This window comes from Fusibacillus kribbianus (genome assembly GCF_030053595.1).
Taxonomy (GTDB): Bacteria; Bacillota; Clostridia; order Lachnospirales; family Lachnospiraceae; genus Lientehia; species Lientehia kribbiana.
In genome coordinates, this window is the sequence record NZ_JASGBQ010000016.1 from 1 (window position 1) to 20,921 (window position 20,921).

The following is a 20,921-nucleotide window of genomic DNA, read 5'->3' on the forward strand; positions in this document are numbered from 1 at the left end:
TTGTACTTGACATACTTAATTATACCACGGATGCGGGTCCTTTTGGGGCCCGTTTTCTGTTTTCGTACAAAAAAGGAGCTGCTGCTCCGTAGATTATTACTCTACTTTTGCAACAGCCCCTATTGTGTCCCGATAGTTTCGGTTGCCGTAATGGTCAAAGAAGTCCATCAGTTTATTATATTTTTCCTGGGTATTTCTCGTTTTTCCTATGACGGCCTCATAGCCAAGCCGGTATGCTTCCCCGGCCGGGAGGGTGCCGGCTGCCGCGAGGGCGGTTTCACCGATTTCCAGATGGGCGATGCAGTAGATCACGGCCTTCATGAGCTTTCTTGCCTGTTCATAGGTCACGGAGCTGCTTTCCTTTGCGGTAAATTTTTCCGCCAGCTTTGCCACAACGGGAATCAGATCCTCCATCGGATAGAGGGCAGTGACATCAGAATATTTCATCATCTTCTTCATACCTCCCCATAAACCTTCGGGTGTTGGCCCGGATATTTCTGGCAAACTGATCCAGAAGGGTTTCTTCCAGATATTCAAGTGAGCCCTGACATTCCCGGTCAATGGCATCTCTCATGATCCGGATCAGTTCATCGTCTGTCCATTCATTCAGGGATTCATTCTTGTACAAATAGAAGATCCGCTGCAGTTCTGCGATGGTCTCCGCATAATTATCCTGATAGATATAGGCCGAATCGCAAAAAGCGAATATGATTTTATCGAGGATCCCATTTCCGAATTCGACTCTCTGCTGTTCAGTCAGACATTCTCTGCGTCTGACTATCAATTCCTGAATGTCCGCATCAGTGAGACACAGTCCGTACCGGCCGGCATAGGCATTTGTCTTTTTCAGTAAATCCACCTGGCTCTGCTCTGACAAAAGCAGCATAAACGTATCGTCCATAGAATCACCTCCGGTATGGTAGTTCGATGATTGTACCGTTGAAAATGCCGTATTGCAAGTCTTGAAAAAATTTATCTTTTGTGGTAATGTACGGCGCCTGCCAGGCGGAAAAACGTAAAGGAGGAGGCCGAATTTCAACCGAATTTCTTAAGAAAAAATTCCCTGTCGGAAAACCGGAAACCATGTTAGACTGAAAGTGAGAAAAGGGAGAAGCCAAAGGGGAAGGGAGGAACGGGAATGAAGAAAATGAGGTATTTGCTGGTGCTGTTTCTGGCGCTTGGCATGCTCGAAAGCTGTGGGGAGAAAGGAAACGGATGGTTTGATGCGGAGGTAATTGCTGTGGATGAGGAAACCATTATCGTAAAACCGGTGGATAATCCGGAGGCGGCGGCACCGGAATCTGTGAAAAACGCGGATGAAATCCATCTTTCTCTGAAAGGCTTTGGGATCGAGATCTCTTCCGGAGGCTTGGAGAAGGGGGATAAGATCCGAGCGGCTTTCAATGAGGACAGCGTGGACGAAAAAGCCGGCATTATCAAAATCGTATTTCAGATTTATAAATACGGGGATGACGGGGAATTGACTCTTGTATCCAATCCGATTTGGGGACAGGTGACGGAGGAGATTGGGGTGCTGGAAGAGTACAGCTCGCCGAAGTGATGGGTGAAACAATGACCTGAGGGTATTATCATACAAGCTAAGCAAGAAACGCAAGCTTGTACAATACCCCGCGGGTTTCCGGCATACAAGCTGAGCAGTAAAGGCAAGCTTGTGTCACATTCCATGGAACATCCCGCGGGGTTCTGAATCATCTTCTATTCGTTTTCATTTGCCCATCCATAGGCGCACTTGACAGCCTTGTTCCAGCCTTTGATTCTGGAAGCCCGCTCTTCTTCGGAGATCTCCGGTTCAAAGATCCTGTCGATGACCCAGTTCTGGCGGATGTCATCGATGCCGGACCAGTAGCCTACAGCCAGACCGGCCAGATAAGCGGCACCCATGGCGGTGGTCTCCACACACTGGGGACGGTTCACCGGGGCGTTGCTCAGATCTGCCTGAGTCTGCATGATCAGATTATTGGCGCTGGCGCCTCCATCCACCTTCAGGGTGCTGAGCTCGATGCCGGAATCAGCCTTCATGGCCTGAAGCACATCGTTGACCTGATAGCAGAGGGAATCCAGGGTGGCCCGGATAATATGATATTTGTTGACGCCGCGGGTCAGGCCCACGATGGTTCCCCTGGCGTACTGATCCCAGTGGGGAGCGCCAAGGCCGGTGAAGGCGGGCACCAGATAGCAGCCGTTGGTGTCCGGCACCTTTCTTGCCATGTATTCCGAGTCGGGCGTGGAGTCGATGAGCTTTAACTCATCACGGAGCCATTGGATAGCTGCACCTGCCACAAAGATGGAACCCTCCAGGGCGTAGGTCACCTTGCCGTCCAGGCCCCAGGCAATGGTGGTTACCAGGCCGTTTTTGGAGTAAACGGGAGTATCGCCGGTGTTCATCAGAAGGAAACAGCCGGTGCCGTATGTATTTTTTGCTTCGCCTGGGGCAAAGCAGGTCTGACCGAAGAGGGCTGCCTGCTGGTCGCCGGCCGCGCCGCCGATGGGAATGGGACCGCCGAAGAACTGGGGATCACATTCTCCGTATATGCAGCTGGAGGGCTTCACCTCCGGCAGCATGCTTTTCGGTATATCAAGCTCTGCCAGGATCTCATCATCCCACTGAAGGGTTTTGATGTTGAAGAGCATGGTGCGGGAGGCGTTGGAATAGTCGGTCACATGGACCTTCCCCTTGGTCAGCTTCCAGATGAGCCAGGTCTCCACGGTGCCGAAAAGCAGCTCGCCCCGCTCGGCCCGCTCTCTGGCGCCGCTCACATGATCGAGGATCCATTTGATCTTTGTGGCGGAAAAATAAGCATCAATGACCAGGCCCGTCTTTTCCCGGTAGATATCCGTAAGCCCCTTTGCTTTCAGAGTATCGCAGTATTCCGAGGTCCTGCGGCACTGCCATACAATGGCATTGTAAATGGGAGCACCGGTCACCTTGTCCCATACAATGGCGGTTTCCCGCTGGTTGGTGATGCCGATGGCGGCAATGTCAGCCGCTGTGGCTTCGATGTTTTCCATTGCTTTTAAGGCAACCTCAAGCTGAGTGGACCAGATCTCGTCGGCATCGTGCTCGACCCAGCCGGGTTTGGGAAAATGCTGGGTAAATTCCTTCTGAGCCACGCTGCACATGGCTCCTTTTTCATTGAAAAGAATACATCTGTTGCTGGTTGTTCCCGCGTCCAGCGCCATCACATATTTTGCCATAAAAATATCTCCTTCTCTTTACAGTTCGTTATAAGTTCCAGACCACAGGATTGGTGGAGGAAACGGCCAGGGCTCCCGCCGATAATGCACCGATCACATCCTCCTTATCGGAGATCAGCCCTCCGGCAATGACCGGAACCCGCGTCATTTTGCTGACCTTTCGGATGATCTTGGGCATCAGTCCGGGGAGGATCTCCAGCATGTCAGGTCTGGCTGAGGCAAGCTGGCGTTCCACATTTCCGAGGGACATGGAGTCCAGAAGGAAGATCCGGAGGGTGGTGTAAAGACCAAGCTCCTTCCCTCGTTTGATCAGGGAGGGTCTGGTGGAGATGATGCCGTCGGCTTTCGTGTAGGTCTTGATGAAATCCACGGCAATTTCCCGACTTCCCAGTCCTTCGATCAGGTCCACGTGGACCATGGCCAGTTTTCCGGCTTCCTTGATCCGGTCTACGATTCCGCCGATTCCGACCAGATCGCCGAAAAGGACAAATACCACCCGGATCTCCCCGGAGGAACAGCACAGGGAAAGTCCCTTCTCGTCTTTAACGGCGGCAATGACGGGATTTTCCTCCATGAGATCAAACAAGCTTGCGTCCATGACAGCCTCCTTCAAAGCACGGCAGAAAGAAAAAAGCATAGATCTCCCCCAATATTTCTATTGTTTTCTATGCTCTCAGGATCTCCGTACTGTTTTTAATTAACTGAATTGTATCACATGGCCCGGGGATTTGCAATGAAAAAATGGCGTGATGGGATTCGTTATCGGATAAAACTTGACGCAAAATTATAATCGTGATATAGTAAAAATAACAGAAAAAAGAATCCGTGAGTGAATGAGATGCGATGTAGAACACGAGAGTGTTTGTTTTACATCGCCTTTTTTTGTTTTGGAAGGAGGATGTTTTATGGAAAAAGATACGAGACCTTTTGTGCCGTGGAAGCTGGTGGACGATTTTATGACGGCAGTGTTTGAAAAGATGGGAGTGCCGGCGGAGGATGCAAGGCTGTGCTCCGATGTGCTCCTGGAAAGCGACAGGCGGGGGATCGAAAGCCACGGCTGCAACCGGTTCAAGCCCATTTACATTGACCGGATCAAGGCCGGGATCTTAAATCCGGTGACAAAGATCGATGTGTTAAAGGAGACGGCCACGACGGCTGTTCTCGATGCCAATGACGGCATGGGAATGGTGGCCGGAAAACGGGCCATGGACATGTGTATCGAGAAGGCTCATCAGTACGGCATGGGAATGGTGGCGGTGCGGAATTCTTCCCACTACGGCATTGCAGGCTACTGGGCATCCATGGCGGTGAAGGAGGACATGATCGGTATTACGGGAACGAATGCAAGACCCTCCATTGCTCCCACCTTCGGTGTGGAGAATATGCTGGGGACCAATCCTCTTACCTTCGGAATGCCCACCGACGAGCCTTTCCCCTTTATGCTGGACTGCGCCACCTCTATTACCCAGAACGGAAAGATCGAGTATTATGCGCGGATCGGCCACGATACGCCGGTCGGTATGGTCATCGGCAGGGATGGCTCCGCCATGACGGACAGCGCACAGATCCTTAAGGATATTCGGGGCGGAAAGGCAGCGTTGGCGCCTCTCGGCGGTATCGGCGAGACCCTGGGCGGCTACAAGGGCTATGGATATGCCACTGTAGTAGAGATCCTTTCGGCAGCGCTCCAGTCGGGAATTTTCCTTAGGGCTCTCTCCGGGAAAAATGAGGATGGGACCCTTCATCCCTATCATCTGGGTCACTTTTTCATGGCCATCGATACGGAGGCTTTCATGGGTGCGGAAGCCTTCAAAAAGACCTGCGGCGATATTTTAAGGGAGCTTCGGGGCTCCGAGAAGGCGCCGGGTCAGGAGCGCATTTATACGGCCGGAGAAAAGGAATATGAGGTATGGCAGTACAGAAAGGACAGGGGAGTGCCTATGACCGAGGCGGTTCAGAAGGAGTTTATGGAGCTGCGGGATGAATTCGGACTCAGCCAGTTTACATTCCCCTTCGAAAAATAAGCTCTTTATGCAATCTTTATTTGCTTTTCATGCCGCCGGGCAATATAATAAAGACAGTTGATGGATGAAAGAAAGGAAAGTTACGGCATGAAAATTTTTGATTTTAAAATGTATACTTCGGGGATGAACCCGGGAGCGCAGGCGCCGGAGCGGAAGGTGCGGCAGCCAAAGCCGCCCAAGGGAGGACCGGTGTTCCGGGTGCTCATCAGCCTTCTGATCACGCTGGTGTTCGGCGGTATTTATTTCTATCTGAAGCTGCCTGCACTGAATATTCACAATGAAGGCCTTTACAGCTTTGTGATCCTCCTGTGCATTGTATTTTCGGTCTGCATGATCCTTTTGCAGGGCTTCCGTTCCAGCTCGGTGAGGGAGTATGTGGGATATACCCGCAAAAAGCTGGCGGTGCCCTTTGTCATCGTGATCCTGTCCATTCTTGTGATGGTGGTGGGATCCATTGCCGGCTGGGTCGTGTTCCGCGCGAAGGCTTATTCTGAACTGATGCCCATGACCACCGGGGATTTTGCCGCAGAGGTGTCGGAGATCGGATGGAGCCAGATCCCTCTTCTGGATGAGAATTCCTCCAACAACCTGGCTAACAGAAAGCTGGGTGAGCTGAGTGATCTGGTCAGCCAGTTTGAGGTGGATGATGCATCCGCCCAGATCAATTATCAGGGGAATCCTGTCCGCGTCAATTATCTGAACTACAGCGATTTCTTCAAATGGTGGAACAACCGGGGAACCGGTATTCCGGCTTATATCCGTATCGACATGCGCAGTCAGGATGTGGAGGTTGTCCGCCTGGAGGAGGGAATCAAATATTCACCGTCGGAGTATTTCAACAGGAATCTGCTGCGTCATCTGCGGTTCCAGTATCCGACGCTCATGTTTGACGATGTGAATTTTGAGATCGACGATGAAGGAACCCCTTACTGGATCGCATCGGTTCTGACGAAACGGATCGGTCTTTTCGGAGGAGCCGATATTAACGGGGCTGTTCTTGTGAACGCCGTTACCGGAGAAAGCCAGTATTATGATATCGGGGATGTGCCCTCCTGGGTGGACCGGGTGTATTCTTCGGACCTGATCGTTAACCAGTATGATTATTACGGCAGATACCACAACGGCTTCTGGAACTCCATATTCGGTCAGAAGGACTGCACCGAGACCACGGACGGTTTCAATTATATTGCCCAGGATGATGATGTATGGCTGTATACGGGCATCACTTCCGTGACCGGAGACCGGGGCAATATCGGCTTTATCCTGGTGAACCAGCGGACCAAGGAGGCGCGGTATTATTCCTGTGCCGGAGCCGAGGAGTATTCGGCGGCATCCTCAGCAGAGGGTGCGGTCCAGCAGTTCAGCTATAAGGCAACCTTCCCGCTGCTTCTGAATATTTCGGATCAGCCCACGTATTTTATGGCCCTCAAGGATGCGGCAGGACTGGTAAAAATGTATGCCATGGTCAATGTCCAGCAATATCAGATCGTGGCTACAGGAAATACGGTTTCCGACTGCCAGCAGAAATATCATGAGCTTCTGATAGAAAATCAGATTCTGGCAGAGGAAGAACCGGAGACTGAGCCTGAGGTAGAGCTTCTCAAGACCTCCGGAAAGATCGAAGAGATCCGGTCGGCCAATATCGACGGCAATACCATTTATTATCTCCGTCTGGAAAAGGGAACGGTGTATTATACGGTGAGTGCCAAGGAATATCCCATGGCTGTGATCCTGGATGTGGGGGACCGTGTGGACATTTCCTACGTCCAGTCAGAAGAAACACTTGTGGAAGCAGAAGAGCTTGAAATAAAGAAATAATGGAATGAGAATGTGGGGTGCTGCACAATGACCTGACATCAGAAGGATTTCGGGTCAGGAGCAGCGCTCCTTTGTTTGGGCAAAAAAGAGGAGGAAAAAATAAAAATCTGTGTTATAATGGAGGAAAATTCAGGGGAAGCAGTCCCCTTTGTCAGTGGAGGATCATTATGACATATCAGGAAGTTTTGGAAAATGCACGCACCTGTATCGGAAAGTTCTGCAAGGCCTGTCCCGTATGCAACGGAAAAGCCTGCAAAAATCAGGTTCCCGGGCCGGGTGCCAAGGGAGTCGGCGATACGGCCATCCGCAATTATGACAAGTGGCAGGAGATCCGCGTCAATATGGATACGCTCTGTGCCAACGAGCCGGTGGATACCAGCCTTTCCCTGTTCGGCAAGGAGTTTAAATATCCGTTCTTTGCAGGCCCGGTGGGTGCTGTAAATCTTCATTACGGAGAGAAATACAACGATGAGAGCTACAATGACGTGCTTGTCTCAGCCTGTGCCGAGGCCGGTATTGCCGCCTTTACCGGTGACGGAACGAATCCGGCGGTGATGAAGGGGGCCACGGAGGCGGTAAAGAAGGCGGGAGGCCTTGGCGTTCCTACGGTGAAGCCCTGGAACCTGGAAACCGTTCAGGAGAAGATGGCTATGGTGAAGGAGGCAGGAGCGTTTGCGGTGGCCATGGATGTGGATGCGGCAGGTCTTCCCTTCCTGAAGAATATGACGCCGCCTGCAGGCCGCAAGTCAGTTCCGGAACTGAAAGCCATTGTGGATTCCTGCGGTGAGGTTCCGTTCATTGTCAAGGGAGTCATGACGGTCAGGGGTGCACTGAAGGCAAAGGAAGCAGGGGCATCCGCCATTGTTGTTTCCAATCACGGCGGTCGTGTGCTGGATCAGTGCCCGGCCACGGCGGAGGTGCTGGAGGAGATCGTGAAGGCTGTGGACGGCTCCATGAAGATCCTGGTGGACGGCGGCATCCGTTCCGGTGTTGATGTATTTAAGGCTCTGGCCCTGGGCGCAGATGCAGTCATCATCGCAAGACCCTTCGTATCGGCGGTATATGGCGGCGGTGCGGAAGGCGTAGCAGCATATGTGGAAAAAATCGGGGCAGAGCTGGCTGACACCATGTCCATGTGCGGCGCAGCCACCCTGAAGGACATTACCAGGGATATGGTGCGTTAGAAAGGTTGAAAAGGCGTTTTCATGAGGAATCAGTTGACAGAGAAGGATGTAAAACGAATCGAGGAAGAAATCGAATACCGGAAGCTGGTGGTGCGCAAGCAGGCGCTGGAGGCGGTCAAGGAGGCCAGGGCCCATGGGGATCTGAGTGAGAATTTTGAATACCATGCGGCCAAAAAAGACAAGAATCAGAATGAGAGCCGGATCCGATATCTGGAGCGGATGTTAAAAACCTCCGAGGTGGTATCCGAGGAATCCAAAGAGGATGAAGTGGGGTTAAACAATACGGTGAGGCTCTATTTTGAGGAGGATGATGAGGAGGAGACCTACAAGCTGGTGACCTCTGTCCGCGGCAATTCTCTTAAAAACTATATCAGTACCGAGTCCCCCATCGGTCAGGCGATCCTGGGACACAAGGTGGGCGACACGGTCCATGTGAAGGTCAACGACGGCTACGGATATGACGTGGTGATCCGTGCCATTGAAAATACGGTGGATGACGGCAGCGATAGGCTGAGAAGCTTCTGATCTTCTTACATGATCAGGCTTTGGAAAGGGTGGATATGGATATTTTTCTCGGAATCATGATTCCTTTTATCGGTACGACATTGGGAGCGGCCTGTGTGTTTTTCCTGAAAGACAGGCTGCATCCGGCAATTCAAAAGATTCTTCTGGGCTTTGCTTCGGGAGTAATGGTGGCCGCCTCTGTGTGGTCTCTGATCATCCCCGCGATCAATCTGTCAGAGGGAATGGGTAAGCTCTCCTTCCTTCCGGCGGCTGTCGGGATTTTGCTGGGCATGGGCTTTCTTTTGTTTCTTGACAGTCATGTTCCTCATCAGCATCTGGACAGTGAAGAGGCGGAAGGCCCGGAGAGCCATTGGCGGAAAAGCACGATGATGGTCCTGGCTGTGACGCTTCACAATCTGCCGGAAGGAATGGCCGTGGGCGTGGTGCTTGCGGGACTTCTCTCCGGAGAAAGCGGGATCACAACGGCATCGGCGATTACCCTTGCCCTTGGAATTGCCATTCAGAATTTCCCGGAGGGAGCCATTATTTCCATGCCCTTAAAGAGTGAGGGCGGCGTCAGCAGAAAAAAGGCTTTTCTTATGGGAACGCTCTCCGGCGCTGTGGAGCCGGTGGGAGCGGCGCTCACGATTCTCCTCGCAGGAGTATTTCTTCCGATCCTTCCCTACCTTCTTGCCTTTGCAGCCGGTGCCATGCTGTATGTGGTGGTGGAGGAGCTGATACCGGAGGCATCGGAGGGGGCCCATTCCAACCTGGCAACGACCGGGTTCGCGGCAGGCTTTATTCTGATGATGATCCTGGATGTGGCACTGGGATAACGGAAAGCGGTGCAAAGTGATGTTAGAGCTTTTATATGAGAATCTGGCGACGATTTTAATTGCTCTCCTGGTTGCGGTCCTTGTGGTCCTGGCACTGCGGAGTATGAGGAAGAGTAAAAAGAAGGGCAGAAGCTGCGGCTGCGGCGGCAGCTGCCCCGGCTGTTCCGGAAGCTTCTGCAGCATGGAAGGCGGCTCTTTGGACAGGAATGGCGAGCCGGAGAAAGGAAGAAGAGAGCCTTGAAATTTTCCCTCTTTCTGTTTATGATGGAGATAACAGAAAGGGGGACTTTTTGTTTATGAAACGGGTTTTTTTGATCGTACTGGACAGTGTGGGCATTGGAGAAATGCCGGATGCGAAGAATTACGGAGATACAGGTAGCAATACGCTCCGGGCCTGTGCGGGAAGCAGAAACTATTCTCTGCCCAATCTGGAACGGCTGGGGCTTGGAGCCATTGACGGCGTGAGAGAATGGTATGGAAAGGATACCTCCGCTTTTGAGGGGGCCGTGGGCCGTCTGGAGGAGGCTTCCAGAGGAAAGGATACGACGACAGGCCACTGGGAGATCGCAGGTCTTGTGTCGGAGGCTCCTATGCCTGTTTTTCCGGAAGGCTTTCCCGATGAGCTGCTTGACAAATTTAAGAAACGGACGGGACGGGGAGTCCTTTGCAATAAGCCGTATTCCGGTACAGACGCCATTCGGGATTTCGGTGAAGAACATATGAGGACCGGAGCGCTGATCGTCTACACATCGGCAGACAGCGTGTTCCAGGTAGCTGCCCATGAGGAGATCGTTCCGGTGGAGGAGCTTTACCGCATCTGCGAAACGGCGAGGGAGCTCTGCACAGGGAAATATGCGGTGGGCCGGGTGATCGCCAGACCCTTTGAGGGAAAGCCGGGAGCTTTTGTCCGCACAAGCCGCCGCCATGATTTTTCTCTTGTGCCGCCGCAGGACATCATGCTGGATGTGCTTTTGAACAATGAAAAAAGCGTGCTGGCCGTGGGAAAGATCAACGATATCTTTGCGGGAAAGGGAATCGGCGAGTTTGTGAGAACCGGCGGGAATGGCGAAGGGATAGACAGGACTGTGGAATATATGAAACGGGATTTTGAAGGACTGTGTTTCACCAACCTGGTGGATTACGATATGCTCTACGGACACAGAAACGATGTGGATGGCTATGCGGCGGCGCTGACGTATTTTGATGAGCGGCTGCCGGAGCTTCTCGGACTTCTGAAGGAGGAAGATATCCTGATGATCACGGCAGATCACGGCTGTGATCCGTCCACTTCCTCTACGGATCATTCCAGGGAATACGTGCCGTTGATCATGGCCGGTCCGCCCATAAAGGCGGGGACGAATCTCGGCACAAGAAAGTCCTTCGCGGATATCGGAAGGACTGTGCTGGACTATTTTGGATTGAAAAACGGGATCGCAGGAGAGAGCTTCCTCGGGGAGATCCTCCGGTAATGAATTATTTCGCAGAGCCTCCGGCCACATGACGTTTGATGGCGGCAAAGCTCTCGGCGCTGATCACATGCTCCATCCGGCAGGCATCCTCCATGGCAGTTTCTTCGGAGACACCCAGATGGATGAGCCAGCTGGAGAGGAGGGTGTGGCGCTCATAAATGGTTTCGGCGATCCGCAGGCCGGATTCGGTCAATGTGATATAGCCGTCCTTGTCCACCAGAATGTGTCCCTGGCTGCGCAGATTTTTCATGGCCACACTGACGCTGGGCTTGGAAAACTCCAGATGATTTGCAATATCGATGGAACGGACATTTCCGTTTTTCTGGCTGAGGATCAAAATGGTTTCCAGATAGTTTTCGGCAGATTCATGAACCTTCATGGCATTTCCCCACTTCAAAGATAATTTTTTCCATTATAGCATAGGGGAAGGAAGAATGCAATAAACGGCCGCCGCTGCATTGCTGTACAGAGCGGCGCTTTTGTGGTACAATGAATCAAAGAGAAAGAAGAAGGGTTCAGTTTATGTGGAGCAGAAAAGAACTGAAGAGAAGAAGCCGGGGCATCATGAAAAAGCATTACTGGCGGGTCGTTGCCGTCGCTTTTATTGTTGCTTTGATGGCGGGAACATACAACAGCACCTTTTCCGCTGTGTTTTCCTATGATTCCTCGAAAGAGACGGAGAATGTGATTCAGGAAAATACGGTTTTCGATGTCAATGACATTCGGGGAAAGCATATTCCGGAATTGATCCTTGGGAGATTTGAGGAGCGGAGCCGGGAGGAAGAGGAGATCATAAAAAACAGCCCCTACAAGGAAGGGGTTTTTTCTGCTCTTTACAATTATATCGCAGCCACCGGGTCTGTCTTTTCCGGGATCATCGCGCTGCTCCTGGATCCTGTTTTTGACGGTGCATGGCTGTCACTGATTTCTGCTGCCGCGGGAGCTGCACTCCTGTTTTTCTGGTGGCTTCTTGTCCGGAATATCATTCGCGTAGGCGGCTGTCGTTTCTTTCTGGAGGCAGATACCTATAACCATACGAAGGGAAACAGGATCTTCTTTCTGTACCGGATCAGGCGCGTCTGGGCTGTCGCCCGGGTCATGCTCCGAAAATCCCTGTACCAGTGGCTCTGGTCCTTAACGGTGATCGGCGGCTGGATCAAGAGCTATTCCTATATGATGGTTCCCTATCTGGCGGCGGAGAATCCCGATATCAAAGGTCGGGAGGCTATTCGCATCTCAAGGAAGATGATGGAGGGAAACAAATGGAAAGCATTCCTGATGGATTGTTCGTTCCTGGGCTGGTCCCTTTTAAGTACGATCACGCTTGGGCTTGTCAATATCCTGTATGCAAATCCTTATAAGGCAGGTGCAAAGGCTGAGCTTTATCTGGCTCTCAGAGAAAAGGCACTTGCTTCGGGAGCAGAATACAGCTATGTGTTTACGGATCGATATCTGACCATGCCGCCTGAAGAAGGAGAGCTCAGAGCGGCCATGAGAAGGCAGATCCTGGTTGCGGACCTGGCCGACTGGAGGCTCAAGGAGGAGCAGGCACTGACTGTCCCGATCGATGTGACAGCCAGCTACCCGTCCGTACTGTTCACGGTGCCGGAGGCTGTCCGGCTGGATCACCCGGATACCGATTACAACTGCAGGTATGGAGTGACCGGAATCGTTCTCCTGTTTTTCATCTTTTCCATCGTGGGCTGGTGCTGGGAGGTGGGCCTTCATCTGGTTCAGAGCGGCGAGTTTGTGAACCGGGGAGTTTTCCATGGGCCGTGGCTGCCCATATACGGCTCCGGCGGTGTTCTCGTGCTGCTGCTTTTAAAGAAACTCCGGGACAGACCGGTGGCGACCTTTTTTATGACGATTCTGATCTGCGGAATAATCGAATATGCTACCAGCTGGTATCTGGAGCGCTTATACGGTGTCCGCTGGTGGGATTACAGCGGTTATTTTCTGAATCTGAACGGGCGGATCTGCGCCGAGGGGCTGCTGATCTTCGGCCTTGGCGGATGTGCGTTTATTTACCTACTGGCACCGCTTATCATGAACAGGGTCATCCGGAGAATCCCCATGAAAGTCCGGCTGATTCTGTGTGCTGTGCTGGTGGCGCTGTTTGCAGCAGATTTCTATTATTCCAGGGAGACACCCAACAGCGGACAGGGAATCAGCGGGCAGCGGGAGGAATGGATGATACCGGAGCCGATACGGTCGACGGCAGACAAAGGCTTTGACCGGGAAAGGAAGTATCTGTCATGAGAATGGATGATTTGAGAGAATACAAGCTGAATGTGGAGGCTGCCGGCCACGGGGATGTCCCGCGGTTCCTCCGGGGCGATACCGATCTGTCGGTGACTGCGGAGGAGCTTCTCCATGCGGTAGTCACCTGTGCGATTCCGGAGGAGGGAACCTTTGGCGATTATCCGGGCAGGGCGGTCGGAGATCTGAACCGCAGACTTTCCATCGTAGAGTACGCTCTCGATGCCAGCGGAGAGTATCTGAGAAAGTCCGGAGGGATCCTGGAGCTGGATGAGAGCATCCGGTCCACGGTATCCTATTATCTGGGAATGTTTTTCACCAGACTGGTCAGCGGAAAAATATACGGAACCGATTATCTGGTCCCCCTTCCCAATATCCGTCAGGAGGGCGGGCTCCCCGGAGTTCGTTATCAGGGACGGAGACGGGCAGGCCTGATCGGCTGCGGAGGGAAGGCAGACGCCGGGAACGACATGGCTTTCAGTGTCTGGGAAGCCATCGGGCGGAGCAATAACAGCGGACCGGCTCTGGCGGAGGGCTGCCGGCTGGCAGGTGAGATCACGGAGATCTGCGGCCGTGAACCGGAGGCAGCGACTGCCTGTATGATTTATTACGGAGCCAAATGTCTGTCGGTGCGTGTCCGGGAGACGGAAAAAACGGAGCTTCCGGAAGGAGAAGCAGAGGAAAACCGGCAGGGCCTTGCTCTTTCTTTTTCACCTGCAGATTATTTCCGGGCCTATTACCGTACAGTGTACCGGCTTCTGGAGGAATGCTATGAGCGGGAGTCTCTGAAGAACCGGCTGGTAATGGGAGAGGATCGTCTTGAGGCAGAGCTTGTTGTCACAGGCGGCAGAAGACTGGCCGTCGGAATGCCGCGGGATATTTTCTTTGCGGTGAGAGAACGGGACGATGAAGGGCTTCTGAAAGCGGCAGCGCGGCTTGGAGCGAAAGCCGGAGAAGCTTTTGCGGACGGGATCACGGTGTCGTTCCGATGAAAGTGCCCGTTATAGGGATCCGGGCGGAATGGAGAGAAGAATGACGGAAAAACGGAGCAGGGTCGTGCTGATCCCCTGTGATACTTACGAAGAAGATACAGTATATGAAAAGCTGAAAGAAGGGATCCGTTTGCTGGGCGGCATGGAAGCTTTCGTAAAGCCGGAGGAAAAGGTGCTTCTCAAACCGAATCTGGTGCGAAAGGCTAAGGTTTCCAGAGCGGTGGTGACGCATCCGGCGGTGATGGGAGCTGCGGCCAGGCTTCTCAGGGAAGCAGGAGTGACTTCTCTTACGGCAGGGGATTCCTGCGGCGTGGGAACTGCCGGGGCCACGGCAGCCGGAGCCGGGATGGACGCTGTCCTGGAAAAATACGGAGTCCCGGTGGTGGATTTTACCGGCATGGGTGAGGTGCCCTATGAAAACGGAGTCCAGGCAAAGAGCTTTTTCCTGTCAAAGGAGGTCTTTGAAGCGGATGCTCTCATCAATGTCTGCAAAATGAAGACTCATGCCCTGGAACGGATCACAGGAGCCGTCAAAAATATGTACGGCTGTATCCACGGCCTTCACAAGGCCCAGGGACATACCATGTATCCCAGTGCCGACAGCTTTGCAAGAATGCTCATTGATCTGAATCAGTTTGTAAAGCCGAGGCTTTATATCATGGACGGGATCGTGGCCATGGAGGGAAACGGGCCCACTTCCGGAGATCCGGTTCCCATGAATGTGCTGCTTGTGTCAAAGGATCCGGTGGCCCTGGACAGTGTATTCTGCCATCTGATCAACCTTTCCCCGGAAATGGTTCCCACCAATTATCACGGGGAGAGGATGGGGCTTGGCTTCTGGCAGGAGGAGCATTTGGAACTTCTTCTTTCGGAGGACGGCGGCAGGGAGATTACGTTGACGGAAGCTGCCAGGCGGTTTGGAAAAGCCGATTTCCATGTGGACAGGCGGCGTGCCAGAAGCGGTGTCTGGGTGAGAATGAGCCGGTTTTTCAATGTGTTCCAGAAGAAACCTTACGTGGACAGGGAAAAGTGCGTGAAATGCGGCGTCTGTGTGGAAAGCTGTCCGGTGGAGGGGAAGGCTATCACCTTCGCGGACGGACGGAAGAATCCGCCGGTCTATAATTATAAAAAATGTATCCGGTGCTTCTGCTGTCAGGAGATGTGTCCGCATAAGGCGATAAAGGTGAAATAAAAGAGACGGTTTTTTATCCCTGGGCTTCTTTTATACAGAATTCATATTCCGTACCCATCCGCTTCTTTAAAAACTCTGCCGTCTCCGGCTGTTCAAGAAGCTCGGTGAAAAACAGGCAGGCAGTGAGGCCGTCCCGAAAGGCTGCGCGGGCAAAGGTGACGGAAGCACGTAATACCGACTCCAGGCGCAGGGCTTCCTGTTCCAGTTCTTCAAAGGCGTCGGCTGCCAGACTCTTCATGACGGAAATCACATCAGAAATCTGTCGGCTTTCGAAGCCGGAGGTGTCCGTCCTCAGTCCTCTCAGGCGGGCCTCAGATGCCCAGGCTTTTATGGTATCAGCAAGCAGGAGTTCCCGTTCTTCTTCCTGTCGGGGAAGGAGACCGAACTCCTTTTTCTTTTGGAGAGAGTTGCCGCGCTTTTCCAGCTGCTCCTGACAGATGGATTCCAAAGACGGAAAATCCGGCTGTAACGGGACAAGACCATTGATGAAATAGGAAAGGCTCTGGAGCAGAAGCTGATGTTCCTTCCAGGCGCCAAGCTGCCGGTGAAGATTCTGAATCAGATATTCTGCGATGCAGAGTCTTTCGTCGGCAGGAGCCTCTGCCAGATTGGGAACATGCTCCGGCAATTGTCCTGAAGAAGTCAGGGCTTCCAGGCGGGTATCGGCTGAGAGGGACCGGTATAAGCGGTAATAGGAAGCGAAGCTTGTACACACTTCGGCACACTGGAGGTACTGGGAGAAGAAGGCTTCGCCTGCGGGCAGGGCCAGCTCCTCATAAAGCTCCAGGGTCCTGGAAAGATCCTCCCAGCTTCTCGGCGTGACAAATTCCTTTCCCAGGTCGGTGCGGCGGAACACATAAAAATGCTCCGGCTTCAGGGACAGGTAGGAAAGGACGGAACCGTGGATATTCCGGCGAAGGGCGTAGGTACGCCACGCATCCAGATCCGGTTCCAGGGTGAGAAGACGGACTCGGTCCAGAGTCACGATGTCAAATTCACGGGCGGAGCGGTTGAATCTGGGCGGGTTGCCTGCCGCAGCGATGATCCAGCCCTCCGGCAGCCGATGGCTTCCGAAGGTTTTGAACTGAAGAAGCCTCAGCATGGTGGGGAGGAGCGTTTCAGATACACAGTTGATCTCGTCGAGAAAGAGGACTCCTTCCTCTTTTCCGGTTTCTTCCATGGTACGAAGAATGTCGGCAACGATCTCGCTCATGGTATATTCTGTGACAGAACAGGATTCGCCGTGGAAGGTCTGTTGCCGGATCACCGGCAGTCCGATGGCACTCTGGCGGGTATGGTGGGTCATGGCATAGGAAAGAAAAGCGACGCCGCATTCCATGGCAGCCTGTTCCACCACCGCTGTTTTCCCGATACCGGGCGGTCCCATTAAAAGGATGGGACGGCGGTGAAGCTGGGGGATCCGGTAGAGACCAGCTTCATTTTTTGCGGTGTAGGCCTTGATGGTACGGCAGAGTTCTTCTTTGGCTTCCTGGATATTCATAACAGCTTCCTTTCCGTAACAATATCTTCTGCGGGTTCATCGAGCACCAGCGTTTCCGCCCAGGGCGGTACGTCGATGTTGTCATAATGGCGTCTGAGAAACAGGAAAATCGTTCTGACACCGGGGGATTCGGAGGGATAGATGCCTGCTCCGTCGGTAAAAAAGAGGATCGCAGGCAGATCCGTAAATTCTCCGCAGGCCTGCAGCTTCTTTATATGCTCGAAGGCGGGACAGAAATCGGTACCGCCCATACCGTGGATCTCCAGCGTCTCGATGTAATGCTCCAGGTCGTCCATGGAGGTCAGCTTATCGTCCCGTTCCACCGCAAGGTCGCACTGGAGGATATGGAGATTAAACGGGTGAAAGAACAGATCATTTTCCAGAATCAGATTCCGTGTCTCTTCAAGAAAAGCCTGGGTCAGGCTGCCGGAGCAGGAGGCGGAGGTATCAATGACGATGCACAGCTCACGGATCCTGGCGGTCTCCTCGTATTCCAGCGGTTCCATGAGAGGGATGCCGTCCAGGTGCTCCAGCCCGTACAGGTAGGGGGCGTACTGAAAATCGCTGGAATTCAGCTTCATTTCTTCTCCCCAGCAGGCAAGACTTTTCAAAAGACTTCGGTAATCGTGGCGGCGGGTATCGGTGAGAGTGAGGGCGCGATGCCCTCTTCGCGAAATACTTCCCATGCTGCCGCCGGCTTGGGCAGGATTTTTTTCCGGGGACAGAGGCGCCCCCTTTATTGTGAGCTGGTTCTGCAGCTTTTTCCAGCGGCTTTTGGCCGAATCCCGGTTATTCCCATGAACAGGGCCGGATACGCCGCCGCTGCCCTTTCCTTCGCCTCCTGCTTTGGGGGACAGCTTGGGAGCGGAAGCCGCTGAATGAAGGATGGGCCACAGCTCATGACTGTCAAAGGAAAACTGTTCAGTAAGGATGGAAAGTTCCGGAAAAGAAGGAACTTTTTCCCGTTCCAGAGCGGCAGCAAGCTCTCCGGCGTGATAAAGAGAAATGTCAGGAAGGCAGGAAGCAAGCTGTTTTAATGAATCCGCCATTCCATCGGGCAAAAGCTCCGGGATCCAGACACCGGCAATGTACCAGGCAGAGATATCACAGGCCAGACGGAAGCTGCCTGGATGGCAGGAATAAACAGAGGAAAACGGATGGCCGAACAGACAGTGAATGATCTGGTGGAGGAGCAGGGCTTCGGATTTTTTTGTATCAGGTGAGGAGGCCGCTGTCTTTTCCAAAAGAGAGCGGTTCCAGTAAATAGAACTGCCGTCGGTGCCGCAGATCTGAGCGGAGCCGTTAATATCCGGCAGAGTATCAGAATCGTCGATGGCAGACCGGTGCCTGTCCACGAGCTTATCCGGAAGCTCCTCCAGCGGACGGGCCAGGGCATGGAGGCGCCGGTACAGCTGTTTTCTTGTGAGATTGAGAAAAAACGGAAGATCCTGTCCCATGTCGGCTCCTTTCTGTATGGCTACAAGTATACCACAAAACTTCGTTGACGGACAGACCGGAATGGAGTAAGATAAGAGATAGTATAAAAAAGGGGAACCGCGGAGGCATACGATGTGCAGTGGGGTTTATGAGAGAAGAGCCCAGTATTATGAGACAGATCAGATGGGGGTTGTACACCATTCCAATTATATTCGGTGGTTTGAGGAAGCCAGAGTGGACTTCTTAAACAGAATCGGTGCAGGCTACCGAAAGATGGAGGCAGCCGGCATCGTGAGCCCGGTGGTGTCTGTGGCCTGTAAGTACAGGTCGATGGTACGCTTTGACGATGAGGTGGAGATCCGCCTTAAGATCACAGCTTATAACGGGGTAAAGCTCAGCCTTTCTTATGAAGTCCGGGATAAGAAGGATGGAACCGTGCGCTGCATTGGCGAGAGCAGTCACTGCTTCCTGGGACCGGAGGGAAAGCCTGTTTCACTGAAAAAGGATTATCCCCATTATCATGAACTTTTTATGAATTGTATGCAGGAGGAACAGTAAATGAAAACGGTACTTACGAGAGAGGAAGCCCTTGCACTTTTGAAAAAATACAATAAGGAGCCCTTTCACATCCTTCATGGTCTGACTGTGGAGGGGGCCATGCGGTGGTATGCAAAGGAACTGGGATACGGAGAGGAAGAGGATTTCTGGGGAATCGTCGGTCTCCTTCATGATATTGATTTTGAACTGTATCCGGAGGAACACTGCAAAAAGGCACCGGAGCTTCTGAGAGAAGGCGGTGCGGAGGAGGAACTGATCCACGCGGTCTGCAGCCATGGCTATGGTCTTGTGACGGATATTAAGCCGGAGCACACCATGGAAAAGGTCCTGTTTGCAGCAGATGAGCTGACCGGTCTCATCGGAGCGGCAGCCAGGATGCGTCCGTCAAAGAGCGTGATGGATATGGAGGTGCAGAGCCTCAAGAAAAAGTTCAAGGACAAACGCTTTGCAGCGGGCTGTTCCAGAGATGTGATCCGGGACGGCGCCGAGATGCTGGGCTGGAGTCTGGAAGAGCTTATGGAAAAGACCATTCTTGCTATGCGTTCCTGCGAGGAGCGTATCAATAAGGAAATGGAAAATCAGGAAAAGGAAAATTAAGAAAAGGAGGAGTTTGTTTTGGCAAAAGAGAAGAAAAAGGGAATCATTGGTGAGTTTAAAGAGTTTATCATGCGGGGGAATGTGATGGATATGGCAGTTGCTGTGATCGTCGGCGGCGCTTTCCAGAAGATCATTACTTCTCTGACCAATGACATTATCATGCCTCTCATTACTCTGATTACCGGAGGCATTGATTTCAACAACTGGTTCATTTCACTGGACGGAAGCAATTATGCAACATTGGCGGAGGCTCAGGCGGCAGGTGCGGCAACTTTCAATTACGGAACCTTTATTACCGTGGTGCTGGACTTCCTGATTCTGGCCTTTGTGATCTTTATGATGGTCAAGGGAATGAACAGCCTTGCAGCGAAGGCACACAAAAAGCCGGAGGAGGCTCCTGCGGCTCCCACCACAAAGAAATGCCCTTACTGTTTAAGCGAGATCGACATCAAGGCTACCAGATGTCCTCACTGTACTTCCGAGCAGCCTGCAGAAGAGGAAGCAGAGGAAAAGGCAGAAGAGAAGGCAGAATAAACGGCTGCGGTTTTCAGGCGTGCACCGACGTCCATTGAAATTTCCCGGCAGCCGTGATAAAGTATAAACGAAGCAATGAGTCGGAAGAAGGGAAAATTCAATGAAAGGAAAAAACAAAAAAGCTCTGACGATTCACGGTCAGGATATATACGTGCTGGGGATGATGGCAGCCCTGATATCCTTTCTGGGATTTCTGGTGGAAAACCTCTGGCTGGCCGTCACGAAAGGATACATCAACAACCGCAATATGAACGCGCCATTTCTTTTAGGTTATGGCATGCTGGTCCTGGTGATGTATTTTATGATGGGAACGCCGGAGCATATCCATCTGCCGTGCCGGATGCAGAGGAAGCTGACAAAGCAGAAGCGGTATGTACTCTATTTTCTGGGAGCGATGCTGTTTGTATGTGTCGGCGAGATCGTCCTGGGAATCGTGGTAGAGCATTTGTGCGGTATCGAATACTGGAATTACTCAAAAATACCGTTACATATTACAAAGTACACCTCTATTCCCACCAGCGCAGCCTTTGCATCCATGATCACCGTGTTTATGGGACGGTGTTTCCAGCCGATCCTTCATTTTGTATCAAGGCTGGATTACCGGGTGATGAAGGTTGTCAGCACGGTGCTTATAATCGTTATGCTTTGGGATTTTTGGGTAAGCTTCGGCATTATGATAAAAAAGAAGAATTTCTATTTGAAATGGAAGATCTTTCTCAGATGAGAGGGATAAGGATTTGATCGACTCGGCGCCGTTTACTGCGGCGCCGTTTTGTCGGCAAAATTTATGAAAACCGGCC

22 protein-coding genes are annotated in these 20,921 nt (G+C 52.4%); 15 read left to right on the forward strand and 7 right to left on the reverse strand.

The genetic code is table 11. The features are described from left to right. Positions 1-96: 96 nt before the first annotated feature. The gene (locus QJ036_RS09095) at positions 97-450 is read right to left on the reverse strand and encodes a DUF6179 domain-containing protein (RefSeq protein WP_283231078.1); all 354 of its coding nucleotides are present in this window, start codon (positions 448-450) and stop codon (positions 97-99) included. Then, positions 434-901, reverse strand: coding sequence for a DUF6323 family protein (locus QJ036_RS09100; protein ID WP_283231079.1), 468 nt, complete (start codon positions 899-901; stop codon positions 434-436). Before QJ036_RS09100 ends, QJ036_RS09095 begins: the two co-directional genes overlap by 17 nt. Before the next feature lie 237 nt (positions 902-1,138). Here QJ036_RS09100 and QJ036_RS09105 point away from each other — a divergent pair, with 237 nt between their 5' ends. Then, positions 1,139-1,561, forward strand: a complete 423-nt coding sequence (locus QJ036_RS09105) for a hypothetical protein (protein WP_283231080.1) — start codon at positions 1,139-1,141, stop codon at positions 1,559-1,561. Positions 1,562-1,716: 155 nt separating this feature from the next. On the opposite strand, the gene glpK is transcribed toward QJ036_RS09105, so the two are convergent. Then, entirely contained in the window at positions 1,717-3,216 is a 1,500-nt protein-coding gene (glpK, locus tag QJ036_RS09110; protein ID WP_283231081.1) for a glycerol kinase GlpK, read from the reverse strand. Positions 3,217-3,244: 28 nt separating this feature from the next. Continuing rightward, positions 3,245-3,814, reverse strand: a complete 570-nt coding sequence (locus QJ036_RS09115) for a glycerol-3-phosphate responsive antiterminator (RefSeq protein ID WP_283231082.1) — start codon at positions 3,812-3,814, stop codon at positions 3,245-3,247. A 307-nt stretch (positions 3,815-4,121) separates the two neighbouring features. Here QJ036_RS09115 and QJ036_RS09120 point away from each other — a divergent pair, with 307 nt between their 5' ends. The 7 genes from QJ036_RS09120 (at position 4,122) to QJ036_RS09150 (ending at position 11,051) form a co-directional block, all read left to right on the forward strand. Next, positions 4,122-5,240 (forward strand): Ldh family oxidoreductase, encoded by a 1,119-nt coding sequence (locus QJ036_RS09120; protein WP_283231083.1) that lies wholly within the window; start codon positions 4,122-4,124, stop codon positions 5,238-5,240. Positions 5,241-5,327: 87 nt separating this feature from the next. After that, positions 5,328-7,058 carry a CvpA family protein gene (locus QJ036_RS09125; protein ID WP_283231084.1) on the forward strand — a complete coding sequence of 577 codons (1,731 nt, stop codon included), beginning with the start codon at positions 5,328-5,330 and terminating at the stop codon, positions 7,056-7,058. Positions 7,059-7,225: 167 nt separating this feature from the next. Beyond that, a complete protein-coding gene (locus QJ036_RS09130) occupies positions 7,226-8,242 on the forward strand; it encodes an alpha-hydroxy-acid oxidizing protein (protein ID WP_283231085.1) in 1,017 nt (338 codons plus the stop codon). 21 nt (positions 8,243-8,263) lie between these two features. Then, positions 8,264-8,767, forward strand: coding sequence for a transcription elongation factor GreA (gene greA / locus QJ036_RS09135; protein WP_283231086.1), 504 nt, complete (start codon positions 8,264-8,266; stop codon positions 8,765-8,767). Positions 8,768-8,802: 35 nt separating this feature from the next. Further along, positions 8,803-9,582: a ZIP family metal transporter gene (locus QJ036_RS09140; protein ID WP_283231087.1), complete on the forward strand. Its 780-nt coding sequence runs from the start codon at positions 8,803-8,805 to the stop codon at positions 9,580-9,582. A gap of 19 nt (positions 9,583-9,601) precedes the next feature. After that, entirely contained in the window at positions 9,602-9,823 is a 222-nt protein-coding gene (locus tag QJ036_RS09145) for a FeoB-associated Cys-rich membrane protein (RefSeq protein WP_283231088.1), read from the forward strand. A gap of 55 nt (positions 9,824-9,878) precedes the next feature. After that, positions 9,879-11,051, forward strand: coding sequence for a phosphopentomutase (locus QJ036_RS09150; RefSeq protein WP_283231089.1), 1,173 nt, complete (start codon positions 9,879-9,881; stop codon positions 11,049-11,051). Between the two features lie 4 nt (positions 11,052-11,055). Here the strand turns inward: QJ036_RS09150 and QJ036_RS09155 are convergent, their stop codons facing one another. After that, positions 11,056-11,430, reverse strand: coding sequence for a metal-dependent transcriptional regulator (locus tag QJ036_RS09155; RefSeq protein WP_283231090.1), 375 nt, complete (start codon positions 11,428-11,430; stop codon positions 11,056-11,058). Positions 11,431-11,573: 143 nt separating this feature from the next. On the opposite strand from QJ036_RS09155, the gene QJ036_RS09160 reads away from it, so the two are divergent. Genes QJ036_RS09160 through QJ036_RS09170 form a run of 3 tightly spaced genes read left to right on the forward strand, consistent with a single transcriptional unit; the run spans position 11,574 to position 15,494 of the window. Beyond that, positions 11,574-13,310, forward strand: coding sequence for a DUF975 family protein (locus QJ036_RS09160; protein WP_283231091.1), 1,737 nt, complete (start codon positions 11,574-11,576; stop codon positions 13,308-13,310). Then, positions 13,307-14,302, forward strand: coding sequence for a hypothetical protein (locus QJ036_RS09165; RefSeq protein WP_283231092.1), 996 nt, complete (start codon positions 13,307-13,309; stop codon positions 14,300-14,302). The genes QJ036_RS09160 and QJ036_RS09165 overlap by 4 nt, the downstream gene beginning before the upstream one ends. 40 nt (positions 14,303-14,342) lie before the next feature. After that, positions 14,343-15,494, forward strand: coding sequence for a DUF362 domain-containing protein (locus QJ036_RS09170; protein WP_283231093.1), 1,152 nt, complete (start codon positions 14,343-14,345; stop codon positions 15,492-15,494). A 13-nt stretch (positions 15,495-15,507) separates the two neighbouring features. On the opposite strand, the gene QJ036_RS09175 is transcribed toward QJ036_RS09170, so the two are convergent. Then, entirely contained in the window at positions 15,508-16,995 is a 1,488-nt protein-coding gene (locus QJ036_RS09175; RefSeq protein ID WP_283231094.1) for an ATP-binding protein, read from the reverse strand. Then, a complete protein-coding gene (locus QJ036_RS09180) occupies positions 16,992-18,452 on the reverse strand; it encodes a VWA-like domain-containing protein (protein ID WP_283231095.1) in 1,461 nt (486 codons plus the stop codon). Before QJ036_RS09180 ends, QJ036_RS09175 begins: the two co-directional genes overlap by 4 nt. Before the next feature lie 112 nt (positions 18,453-18,564). Between QJ036_RS09180 and QJ036_RS09185 the strand changes: the two genes are divergently transcribed. The 4 genes from QJ036_RS09185 (at position 18,565) to QJ036_RS09200 (ending at position 20,845) form a co-directional block, all read left to right on the forward strand. Further along, positions 18,565-18,990 (forward strand): acyl-CoA thioesterase, encoded by a 426-nt coding sequence (locus QJ036_RS09185; RefSeq protein WP_283231096.1) that lies wholly within the window; start codon positions 18,565-18,567, stop codon positions 18,988-18,990. Continuing rightward, positions 18,991-19,587 (forward strand): hydrolase, encoded by a 597-nt coding sequence (locus QJ036_RS09190; protein ID WP_283231097.1) that lies wholly within the window; start codon positions 18,991-18,993, stop codon positions 19,585-19,587. It begins immediately after the preceding gene. An 18-nt stretch (positions 19,588-19,605) separates the two neighbouring features. After that, entirely contained in the window at positions 19,606-20,121 is a 516-nt protein-coding gene (mscL, locus tag QJ036_RS09195) for a large conductance mechanosensitive channel protein MscL (RefSeq protein WP_331487520.1), read from the forward strand. A 100-nt stretch (positions 20,122-20,221) separates the two neighbouring features. Continuing rightward, positions 20,222-20,845 (forward strand): putative ABC transporter permease, encoded by a 624-nt coding sequence (locus QJ036_RS09200; RefSeq protein WP_283231098.1) that lies wholly within the window; start codon positions 20,222-20,224, stop codon positions 20,843-20,845. The last annotated feature ends 76 nt before the right edge of the window (positions 20,846-20,921 follow it).